6 protein-coding genes and 3 pseudogenes are annotated in these 8,475 nt (G+C 71.8%); 1 reads left to right on the forward strand and 8 read right to left on the reverse strand.

Annotated elements, in window-relative coordinates:
- Positions 1–222: 222 nt before the first annotated feature.
- Complete coding sequence (locus H8R17_RS17685) at positions 223–1,032, reverse strand: TetR family transcriptional regulator (RefSeq protein ID WP_187824178.1); 810 nt, start codon at positions 1,030–1,032, stop codon at positions 223–225.
- A gap of 136 nt (positions 1,033–1,168) precedes the next feature.
- Positions 1,169–2,983, reverse strand: coding sequence for a 3-hydroxyacyl-CoA dehydrogenase family protein (locus H8R17_RS17690; protein ID WP_187824158.1), 1,815 nt, complete (start codon positions 2,981–2,983; stop codon positions 1,169–1,171).
- Between the two features lie 415 nt (positions 2,984–3,398).
- Here H8R17_RS17690 and H8R17_RS17695 point away from each other — a divergent pair, with 415 nt between their 5' ends.
- Positions 3,399–3,974: an adenylosuccinate lyase gene (locus tag H8R17_RS17695; RefSeq protein WP_187824159.1), complete on the forward strand. Its 576-nt coding sequence runs from the start codon at positions 3,399–3,401 to the stop codon at positions 3,972–3,974.
- Between the two features lie 83 nt (positions 3,975–4,057).
- On the opposite strand, the pseudogene H8R17_RS17700 reads toward H8R17_RS17695, so the two are convergent.
- The 6 genes and pseudogenes from H8R17_RS17700 to H8R17_RS49260 all read right to left on the reverse strand — a co-directional run.
- Positions 4,058–4,336: pseudogene (locus H8R17_RS17700) on the reverse strand (GNAT family N-acetyltransferase); the annotation flags it as partial.
- A gap of 36 nt (positions 4,337–4,372) precedes the next feature.
- Positions 4,373–4,771 (reverse strand): RidA family protein, encoded by a 399-nt coding sequence (locus H8R17_RS17705; protein ID WP_187824160.1) that lies wholly within the window; start codon positions 4,769–4,771, stop codon positions 4,373–4,375.
- 151 nt (positions 4,772–4,922) lie between these two features.
- The gene (locus tag H8R17_RS17710) at positions 4,923–6,500 is read right to left on the reverse strand and encodes an alpha/beta hydrolase (RefSeq protein ID WP_187824161.1); all 1,578 of its coding nucleotides are present in this window, start codon (positions 6,498–6,500) and stop codon (positions 4,923–4,925) included.
- 133 nt (positions 6,501–6,633) lie between these two features.
- Positions 6,634–7,454, reverse strand: a pseudogene (locus H8R17_RS17715) (radical SAM protein); the annotation flags it as partial.
- 32 nt (positions 7,455–7,486) lie between these two features.
- A complete protein-coding gene (locus H8R17_RS17720) occupies positions 7,487–7,843 on the reverse strand; it encodes a hypothetical protein (protein ID WP_262505317.1) in 357 nt (118 codons plus the stop codon).
- Between the two features lie 33 nt (positions 7,844–7,876).
- Positions 7,877–8,475: pseudogene (locus tag H8R17_RS49260) on the reverse strand (hypothetical protein); the annotation flags it as partial.

Below are 8,475 nucleotides of genomic sequence, written 5' to 3' on the forward strand. Positions count from 1 at the left end.
CTTGTGCGGCTTACTGGGACAGCCGCCCGGACACCTTCAACGTATGACACCGCGTGTCGCCTCGCAAGGCACTGAGTGCCAGAAAATGGGCTCAGGTGAAATCTTTACGTAACAAATGAGCGATGATCGATCGAACGGCCCCACGGAAAAGGTCGAAAAGGGGGCCCTGATATGCCAAAACGGCCACCCGGTGGGGTGGCCGTCGTTACACGGCGAGAAGGCTCAGCGCTCCTTGAGGGCCTGCTCGATGGTCCGCATGACCTCGTCCAGCGGGGCGTCGGTCCGCGCCACCGTCACCAGCACCTCGCCGTGCGCGGACGCCGACGCCGTGGCCGGCTTCGGGGACGCCGTACGGCCCGCCATGATCCCCGTCCCGAAGGTCTTCCGTACGATCGCGAAGGCGTGGTCGAGCTGGGCCTCCACGTCGCCCTGGCCGCCCGCCCGCAGCCAGCGCCGCAGCACGTGGTTGTGGGCCGTGACCACGGCCGACGCGGCGACCTCCGCCAGCAGCGGGTCGTCGCCCACGGCGTCGTCGTGCGCGTGCTCGTCGAAGTGGCCCAGCAGATAGCGGGTGAACAGGCGCTCGTAGCGGGCCACCGACGCGATCTCGGCCTCGCGCAGGGTGGGCACCTCGCGGGTCAGCTTGTAGCGGGCGACCGAGATCTCCGGCCGGGCCGCGTACATCTTCATGACTTCCTTGATGCCGCGGCACACCGTGTCGAGCGGGTGCTCGTGCGCGGGCGCGGCGTTCAGTACCGCCTCGGCGCGGATCAGGGTGTCGTCGTGGTCGGGGAAGATCGCCTCTTCCTTGGAGCGGAAGTGCCGGAAGAAGGTGCGGCGGGCGACCCCGGCCGCCGCCGCGATCTCGTCGACGGTGGTCGCCTCGTACCCCTTCGTCGCGAACAGCTCCATCGCCGCGGCGGCCAGTTCCCGGCGCATCTTGAGCCGCTGGGCGGCCGCGCGACTGCCGGGGGCACTTTCCGACGCGTCGGGCGTAGCCGGTGTACGTGAGGACTTGGCGGGCTGGGACATGACCCGAACGTACTGCATGTGCGCAGCTCGGTGCGCAGGCACCGGCCCGCCGGCGACCCGGGCGGGCCCGACGTGCCCGCTCGGGTCGAGCAGCCCGCCCCAGTCCTCACCGGCGAGCGGCCGGCCGCCGGGACGCTCAGCGGCGGGCATGTTCGCGGAAGCCGCGGCCGGTCTTGCGGCCGAGGCAGCCCGCGGCCACCAGATGCTCCAGGAGCGGCGCCGGGGCGAGGCCCGGGTCGCGGAACTCGCGGTGCAGGACCTTCTCGATGGCCAGCGAGACGTCGAGCCCGACGACGTCCAGCAGTTCGAAGGGGCCCATCGGATAGCCGCCGCCCAGCTTCATCGCCGCGTCGATGTCGTCAAGAGACGCATAGTGTTCCTGCACCATCTTGATCGCGTTGTTCAGATACGGGAAAAGCAGTGCATTGACGATGAATCCGGCCCGGTCACCGCAGTCGACGGCATGCTTCTTGATCTTGACGCAGACCTCGCGCACCGTCGCGTGGACGTCGTCGGCCGTGAGCACCGTGCGGACGACCTCGACCAGCTTCATCGCCGGGGCCGGGTTGAAGAAGTGCATGCCGATCACGTCCTGCGGGCGCGAGGTGGCGCGGGCGCAGGCGACGACCGGGAGGGACGAGGTGGTGGTGGCCAGCACCGCGCCCGGCCTGCACACCTTGTCCAGCGCGGCGAACAGCTGCTGCTTGACCACCAGGTCCTCGGCGACCGCCTCCACCGCCAGGTCCACCTCCGCGAAGTCGTCGTAGGAGCCCGTCGCGGTGATCCGGTCCAGGGTCTGCGCGGCGGCCTCCGCGGACAGCCGGCCCTTGTCGGCGGAGCGGGCCAGCGACTTGCCGATACGGGCCTTCGCGGCCTGTGCCTTCTCCTCGCTGCGGGCGGCGAGGACCACCTCGTAGCCGGCCTTGGCGAAGACCTCGGCGATGCCGGAGGCCATGGTGCCCGAGCCGGCGACACCGACGGAGCGGACCGGACGGCCCGGGACCAGCGTGCCGCCCTCCAGCGGGGTCAGCGCGTCCCGCACGACGGTGCCGCTGCCGGGGGCCTCGTACGTGTAGAAGCCGCGGCCCGCCTTGCGGCCGGTCAGGCCCGCCTCGCTGAGCTGCTTGAGGATCGGCGCGGGGGCGTGCAGCCGGTCGCGGGACGCGGCGTGCATGGCCTCCAGGACCGTGCGCGCGGTGTCGACGCCGATCAGGTCGAGCAGGGCCAGCGGGCCCATCGGCAGCCCGCAGCCCAGCCGCATCGCGGCGTCGATGTCCTCGCGGGAGGCGTACTTCGCCTCGTACATCGTCGCCGCTTGGTTCAGGTAGCCGAACAACAGCCCGTCCGCGACGAAGCCGGGCCGGTCGCCGACCGCGACGGGCTCCTTGCCGAGGTCGAGGGCGAGGCTCGTGACCGACTCGACGGCGGCGGGCGCGGTCAGCACCGAGGAGACGACCTCGACCAGCCGCATCGCCGGGGCCGGGTTGAAGAAGTGCATGCCGAGCACGCGCTCGGGGCGGGCCGAGTCGGCGGCCAGGCGCGTGACGGACAGCGCGTTGGTGCCGGTCGCCAGGATCGTCCCGGGCCGCACGATCCCGTCCAACTCCCGGAAGATCTGCTGCTTGACCTCGTACGACTCCGGCGCCACCTCGATCACCAGGTCGGCGTCGGCCGCCGCGCGCAGATCGGTGGAGGTGCGCAGCCGGGCGAGCAGCGCCGCGCGCTCCCGCTCGGTCAGCCGCCCGCGCTCCACGGCACGGGCGGTCGAGGACTCCAGGGCGGCGACGCAGCGCGCCGCCTGGGCCTCGCTGATGTCGATGCCGACGACCGTGCGGCCGGCCTTGGCGAGGACCTCGGCGATGCCGGTGCCCATGGTGCCCAGGCCGACGACGGCGATGGTCCGGAGCGGGGACAGGGGAGTGGCTGAGGGCGGGGACAGGGGAGTGGCCATCACGGGACTCCTGGAATGAGGGTGGGTGACGACGGGGAACGCGCCCGGGTGCGCCGAGAGCCGGTCCGGTCTTCGACTGGACCGCGGGCGCGCCGGGTGCGTGAGGAATGCGGGTGTTGGCCGGGCTGCGAGCGCACACGCCCGGTGCCGTCGCTGTCCGGACGTGCACACGCCCGGAGGGACGGCGGGTCCGACCGGCCCTGTCCCGAGGCCGCGTCGTACTGCGTACTGCGTTGCGGTACCTGAGGTACCGAACGGACTGCTCTCACGACGGCCGCGTCACCAGACCGCCGCGAGGAGGATGCGAGTGGGTAACTCGCTCGTCTGAGCTTAACTCGTGGGTAACGAGCGCGCCAGACCTCGTGTTTGTGATGTACGTCCCGCGCAGGTCACGGCGCCTCTAATCTTCGGTGTCATGGACGAAGAGTTGCGATCACTCACGGCGCGCTTACGGGCGGAGTCGGGTGGATCTGCGGCGTACGACCGCCTCGCCGCGACCGAGGACCCGGACGCGCTGGCGGCTGTGCTGACCGAGCCGGGACAGCCGTTGTGGGCCAGGGAGCTGGCCGCCTTCCGGCTGGGCCTCGCGGGCGACCGGCGGGCCTTCGAGTCCCTCGTGCTGTTGCTCAACCACCGTGATCCACCGCGCTGTGCCTCCGCCGCGCACGCCCTCGCCCGCCTCGGCGACCCGCGCACCGCCCGCGCGGCCGCCGCCCTCGCCACCAACGAACTCCGCGTCGCCTACGCCCTGCACCCCGTCCGCCTCCTGGTCGCCCTGCGCGCCCCCGAGGCCGTACCCGCCCTGATCACCACGCTGCGACGCCGACTGCGCCCCCACGACCCGTACCGCCGCGTGGCCCTCGCCTGCGTGGAGGGCCTTGGCACCCTGGCCGACCCCCGCGCCCGCCCCGTCCTCAATGAAGCCCTCGCCCACCCGGCCCTCGCCGAGGCGGCGGTCCAGGCCCTGGCCCGGATGCCGCGACAGCGGTGACCGGCGACGCCGTCAGCAGGGGAGCCGCGGCAGCGGTCGGCCGACTCCGTGAGCAGGGCGAGCCCCACGCCGCGTCCTGTGTGCTCGGGGTGCACGTAGATCGCGTACAACTCGGCGTCCCCGGTGCACGCTTCGCCGTCCCGGTACGGCCCGTGCGCCGCCCAGCCGACGAGTTCCCCGTCCTGCTCGGCCACCAGGTTCCCCACGCCGCCGTCGGCCCGGGAGAGGAGCGTGCGGTGCCGGTCGGCGTCCTCCGTGATGCTGGGCCCATCGAGATACGACTGCGGCATCAGGCCCCGATAGGCGGCCTGCCGGTCCCGGACGCGGATCTCGGCCACGCGGTCGCAGTCGGCGTACACCATGTCCTGGACCGTGACGCCGTGGACCGCGGCTGCCGGTCACGCGTCGAGTACCGCGAACGCCTCGACCTCCATCAGGAACTCCGGGCGGACCAGTGCGGCGACCTGGACTGCCGAGGAGGCGGGGAGGTGGTCGTCGGACATGTGCTCGGCGCGGGCCGCGCGGAGGGCGGGCATGTGGGCCATGTCCGTGACGAAATACGTGAGTTTGACGACGTCGGCGAAACCGGCGCCGGCTGCGGCCAGGCAGCGACGCAGGTTCTCGAAGACCTGGCGGGCCTGGGCCGCCGCGTCGCCCTCGCCGACGAGCCGGCCGTCCTCGTCCAGGGCCACCTGGCCGGAGACCGCGACGAAGCGGCCGGTGCCGAGGACGACATGGCTGTACTGGGTGGCGGGGGCGATCCCGTCGGGGGCGGCGATCCGGGTCAGCTCACTCATGCGTCCCATAGTGGACCATGGGACTGACAACGCCCCGACGCGCCGTTGCGACGGCCTCCCGACGTAGCGTTCCGACGCCCCCGACATAGCGTTCCGACGCCCTACGCGGCGTTCCGACGGCCCGCCGGATTTCCGACGGGCCGTCAGGCACTCAGCCCCGGAAGCCGAGCAGACCGTGCAGGGTCGTGCCCTGCGCGGACGCCGACGCCGCCTTGGAGTCCAGCGGCTCGGGGTCGGGCAGTGCCTGGCACACCGCGTCCGCCTCGCCGTGCCCGCGCGGCACCGTGCCGTCGGCCAGATACGCCGCCAGATGCTCGTCCAGGCAGGCGTTCCCGCTCAGCGTGATGCCGTGGTTCCCGCCGCCTTCCTCCACCACCAGGCTGGACCGCGCCAGCAGGCGGTGCACCGTGACGCCGCCCTGGTACGGCGTGGCCGCGTCATCCGTCGCCTGGAACAGCAGCACGGGCGGCAGCTCGGCGTTGGCGACGTTCACCGGCCCCAGCGTGTCCGTCGGCCAGAACGCGCACGGCGCGTTGTACCAGGCGTTGTTCCAGGTCATGAACGGCGCCTTCTCGTACACCTCCCAGTTGTCCTCGCGCCACTGCTCCCAGTCGCGCGGCCAGGAGGTGTCCCGGCACTCCACCGACGTGTAGATGCTGTAGCCGTTGTCCCCGGCGGCGTCGACCGCCCCGAAGTTCTCGAACGCCTCGACCAGCGGGTCGGCGTCCTTGGTGTTCACGTACGCCGCGAACGCCTCCGCCAGGTAGGGCCAGTAGCCGTTGTAGTAGCCGCCGGGCAGGAAGGTGTCCTCCAGCTCGGAGGCGCCCACCTTCCCGCCGGCCGGCTTCTTCGCGAGCGCCGTGCGCATCGCGTACCACTTGGCCTCGATCCTCTCCGGGTCGGTGCCGAGCTCGTAGGTCGCGTGGTGCTTGGCGACCCAGGCCATGAAGGCGCGGTGCCGGTCGTTGAAGGTGTAGTCCTGCGCGAGGTTGTCGTCGTACCAGACACCGGTCGGGTCGACGACGGAGTCCAGTACCAGACGCCGCACCCGCTCCGGGAACAGCCTGGCGTAGACCGCGCCCAGGTAGGTGCCGTACGAGTAACCGAAGTAGTTGACCTTCTTCGCGCCCAGGGCCCGCCGGATCAGGTCCATGTCCCGCACGGCGCTGACGGTGTCGATGTACGGCAGCAGGTGCCCGTACTTCTTGCCGCAGGTGTCGGCGAAGGACTTGGCGCGGGTGAGGTTGGCGCGCTCGATCGCGTGCGTGGTCGGCAGCGAGTTCGGCCGCACCGGGTCGAAGTGGCCCGGCTCGCAGGTGAGGGCGGGCTTGCTGGCGCCCACCCCGCGCGGGTCGAAGCCCACGACGTCGTACTGGGCCGCGACCTTCTTGGGCAGCGAGGACGCGACGAACCCGGCGAGTGTCAGACCGCTGCCGCCGGGGCCGCCGGGGTTGACCAGCAGCGGGCCCTGGTACGTCTTCGCGGTGTGCGGGATGCGGGACAGCGCGAGCGTGATCTGCTTGCCGTGCGGGTCCGCGTGGTCGAGCGGCACCTTGAGGGACGCGCACTGGAGCGTCGGGTAGGTCGTGGTGCCGCAGTCCTTCCAGGTGAGCTTCGCCGTGAGCGCCGGCTGGGCGGTGTGCGGGGCGCTCGCCTCGGCGGGGACGGCTGTGACGGATCCGGCCATGACCACGGCGGCGCCGCACAGCACGGCTGCGCGTTTTCTCATGGGTCCTCCCAGGACGGAGGTGGCGGACCGCGAGGGTCACGGTCCACGCGGCATCGTCCCGGAAAGCGCCCCCGGAAGAACGCGTTCTGTCAAGAGTGCACCCAATTGGGCCGTGTGATGCGCTCGAATGCTCTCAAATGAGCGAGAGTTGAACTGGTTCGGACACCGGCGGTTCGGTCGGCTCGGGCTCCGGTATCCGCCGCGGCATGCCCCCGCGCGCGGGACCGATGCCGTACTCCCGTGCCCGGTCGTGCACCTGACGGGTGATCCGGCGCTGGTACCACTTCGGGGCGTACGCGCCCTCCGCGTACAGCCGCTCGTACCGGCGCACCAGTGCGGGTGGTGCTGCCCGAGCCAGCTCATGAACCACTCGCGCGCGCCGGGCCGCAGGTGCAGCACCAGCGGCGTGACCGACGTGGCCCCAGATGCCGCGATCGCTCGTACGGTGTCCCGGAGTTGGGCCGGCTGGTCGCTCAGGAACGGGATCACCGGGGCCATCAGCACCCCGCACCCGATGCCGTGCTCGGTCAGGGTCCGTACGACCTCCAGCCGGCGCTCGGGGGCCGGCGTGCCCGGCTCGACCGTGCGCCACAGGCCGGGGTCGTTGAAGCCGACCGAGACCGAGATGCCGACGTCCGTCACCTCCGATGCCTGCTTCAGCAGGTCCAGGTCGCGCAGGATCAGCGTGCCCTTGGTCAGGATCGAGAACGGGTTCGCGTGGTCGCGCAGGGCGGCGATGATGCCCGGCATCAGCCGGTAGCGGCCCTCCGCCCGCTGGTAGGTGTCGACGTTCGTGCCCATCGCGATGTGATCGCCCTGCCAGCGCCGCGAGCCGAGCTGGCGGCGCAGCAGCTCGGGCGCGTTCACCTTGACCACGATCTGGCTGTCGAAGCCGAGGCCGGTGTCGAGGTCCAGATAGCTGCGCGTCTTGCGCGCGAAGCAGTACACACAGGACCAGCAGCTCGCCTTGGATTGCGCCGGTAGCCTCAGCCGGGATTCTCCCGCGCCGGACGCGGCACGAGAAGGCGGATCGGGCGCACGGTACGCGGCCGAGCCGCACGCCCCGGCCGGGAACGGGCCGTGTGGCGGCGCGAGACCAGGGCACGGTGCCAGTGCAGCACCGTGTCCGGGCGCACCAGCAGCCGTGCCCGGCGCAGCACACCGCGCGGGAGCCGGTGCAGTGGCGCGGCCAGGAACACCCGGTCACTCGGGGCGAACCGTACCCGGTCCCGGCCGGGCCGGCGTTCCAGCACGGTGATCTGATGACGCAGCGCGAGGATCTCCGCGTCCTTGTCCTGGGTGCTCACCGGCAGCAGCCGCAGCAGGGCGAACACGTTCGCCACATAGGGGCAGGCAAGTCGAAGCAGCCCGACAGATCATCCTGCCGGGGCACTCACCAGGTGCCCAGAGCACCCGCCCAAGCGCCCGCGCTCGACACCATCCGTACACCAGCCCCCACCAGGACGGATGAGTTTTTCGGCAGGCGCAGGGCTCGTGGCCATCGGTCGGCCGGGCTTCCACGGCATCGCTACGGCGCCGTCTTCGGCGCTCCCTCGGCGCCTCGTTTGCTTCGGGCGATTGCCGTATCTCGCGGCCACGGTGTCGCGGCCCGCCTTCCGCCCCTGGGCGGCGAGTTCGTCCGCCAGTCGGCGCAGCGACTTCGTCGTCCACGTCAGCGGCCCTATCGGGTCGCCCTGCGTGGTGTCCTCGACCAGCGCCAGCAGGTCCGGAAGCAGGCCGGGGTCCTTCTTTGCCAGTGCCGGGCGGCCTGCTCCCGGCCACCGCACCCGCCTGTCCGGAGGCCGGCCCGCATCGAGTTCGGCCAGGCCACGGCTGACGCAGCCCTTCGAGACACCCGCGGCCCGCGCCACCGCAGCGAGCCCACCATGCCCGAGCTGCCGAGCCTCCGCCGCGTACAGCATCCGGCGCTGCCGCTCGTCCAGGTACGGCGTCACCGCCCCGAACTTCTCCTCCA

It is taken from the genome of Streptomyces sp. TRM68367, assembly GCF_014495685.1.
GTDB lineage: Bacteria > Actinomycetota > Actinomycetes > Streptomycetales > Streptomycetaceae > Streptomyces.